At 68.2% G+C, this 2,002-nt stretch carries 3 protein-coding genes; 2 read left to right on the top strand and 1 reads right to left on the bottom strand.

Translation table 11 applies throughout. The features are described 5' to 3' along the window. Both JHD07_RS38670 and JHD07_RS38675 read left to right on the top strand, forming a co-directional pair. Nucleotides 1-247 (top strand): isocitrate/isopropylmalate family dehydrogenase (locus tag JHD07_RS38670; RefSeq protein WP_291631795.1); only part of this gene is annotated, 247 nt, incomplete at its 5' end. A gap of 98 nt (nucleotides 248-345) precedes the next feature. Continuing rightward, nucleotides 346-849, top strand: coding sequence for a DUF3455 domain-containing protein (locus JHD07_RS38675; protein WP_291631797.1), 504 nt, complete (start codon nucleotides 346-348; stop codon nucleotides 847-849). Between the two features lie 4 nt (nucleotides 850-853). On the opposite strand, the gene JHD07_RS38680 is transcribed toward JHD07_RS38675, so the two are convergent. Further along, on the bottom strand, nucleotides 854-2,002 hold a 1,149-nt coding region (locus JHD07_RS38680; protein ID WP_291631799.1), incomplete at its 5' end, for a cyclic nucleotide-gated ion channel.

Consider the following 2,002-nt stretch of genomic DNA (forward strand, 5'->3'; position numbering starts at 1 on the left):
CTCGACCAACTCGATCGCCTCGATCTTCGCCTGGACGCGCGGCCTGTCGCACCGCGCCAAGCTCGACAACAATGCCGAGCTCGCCAAGTTCGCGGCCACGCTGGAGAAGGTCTGCGTCGACACCGTCGAGGCCGGCTACATGACCAAGGACCTCGCGCTCCTGGTCGGCGCCGACCAGCGCTGGCTCTCGACCACCGGCTTCCTCGACAAGGTCGCCGAGAACCTGACCAAGGAGCTGGCGGCCTGAGCCGTCCGCAATTTCGCCCGACTGGGCCAGGCATGATCAAGGGCCACGCCAAGCGTGGCCCTTTTTCTTTTCCATGGCCCTCGCGCGGAGAAGCGACCATGCCGATCAAGCCAGCCATCCCATGCCTGCTCTTGCTCGCCGCCATGGCGGGACAAGCCAGAGCCGCAGACCGGCTTCCCGCGGCCATCGCCGCACCGGGTGAGACCGTCGTGCTCAGCGTCCACGCCGAGGGTGCGCAGGTTTATGAGTGCAAGGCCGGCGCTGACGGCAAGCTCGCCTGGGCCTTCCGCGAGCCGATCGCGACGCTTCTCTCGGACGGCAAGACCATCGGCCGCCACTATGCCGGGCCGAACTGGGAACACGCCGACGGCAGCGCGGTGACGGGCAAAGCCGTCGGCAACGCGCCGGGCGCAACCGCAGCCGACATTCCCTGGCTGAAGCTGGACGTCACCGCTCATCGCGGCAGCGGCGTGCTCACGCCCGTGACCACGGTCCAGCGCATCCACACCTATGGCGGCCAGCTCGCCGGCGCCTGCGACAAGGCCGGCGAGTTCAGAAGCGCGCCTTACGCAGCCGATTATGTGTTCCTGAAGAAAGGCTGACCACTTACCGGTCGGCGCCTTCCTCTTCCGCCTGCGCCAGCTCGGCCAGCGCGAGGTCGCCGGTGTCGGCGAGCCTCGCCTTCGCCGTCTCATGGACGTGGTCGGCCAGTGTCGGCATGCGCTCGATCAAGGCGTGAAAATCCTGCGCGTCGAGCACGAGCAGGCGCGTCTTGCGCGTCGCCGTCACCGTGCCGCTGCGCTTGGTCTTGTGCAGGAGCGCGATCTCGCCGAAGAAGGTGCCGTCGCCGAGGTGCACATGCTGGCTCGGCAGCGCGATCTCGACCTCGCCGGCGGTGATGAAATACATCGACGAGGCCGCGTCGCCCCGCCGGACCAGGACCTCGCCCTGCTCGATGGTGCGCGCGCGCAAGAGCCGCATGATGTCGGCGATCTCCGCGGCGGTGAGGTGCGAGAACAGCGGCACCCGCGCCAGCATGCCCCAGGTGACCACGAAATCGCGCCGCTTCACCTCTTCGGCGAAGGCGGTCGAGATGATCGCGACCGGCAGCGCGATCATGGCAAAGCCGGCGGTGATGGCGAAGGTCGAGACGAACTTGCCGAGCGGCGTCACCGGCACGACGTCGCCATAGCCGACGGTGCCGAGCGTCACGATCGCCCACCACATCGCCTGCGGGATGGTGCCGAGCTTGTCGGGCTGAACGTCGCGCTCGATGGCGTAGAGCAGCGAGGCGAAGGTCAGCACCGCGCCGATCAGGATGACCACGCAGCCGATCAGCGCGCGACGCTCGGCATGCACGGCCGCGAGCAGCGAGCGCATCGCCGGGGAATAGCGGATCAGCTTGAAGAACGGCAGCACGCCGAGCGCCGCCAGCGTCGCATGCTCGCCGGTAGCGAGCACGATCGCCGCAGGCAGGAACGCCATGAGGTCGATGATGCCGAGCGCCGAGCAGGCATAGCCGAGCCGGTCGGACAGCGCCGAGCCCTTGCGCTGGGTGTGGCCGGCGACGGTCCACAGCCGCGCCGCATATTCCAGCGCGAACACGATCACCGACAGGATGGTGATGCCCGCGAACAGCGCGCCGAACCGCGCGTCCAGCTCCGGCACCGAGGCGAGGACCATCGCGGCCACATTGAGCACGATGACGCCGATGATGAACTGGATGAAGCGCGAGCCGACCGAATAAGCCAGCGG

Source organism: Bradyrhizobium sp., from assembly GCF_016462955.1.
GTDB lineage: Bacteria > Pseudomonadota > Alphaproteobacteria > Rhizobiales > Xanthobacteraceae > Bradyrhizobium.

Coding starts and splice junctions, on each gene's coding strand:
- JHD07_RS38675 (WP_291631797.1), top strand. CDS start 346: ATGCCGATCAAGCCAGCCATCCCATGCCTGCTCTTGCTCGCCGCCATG.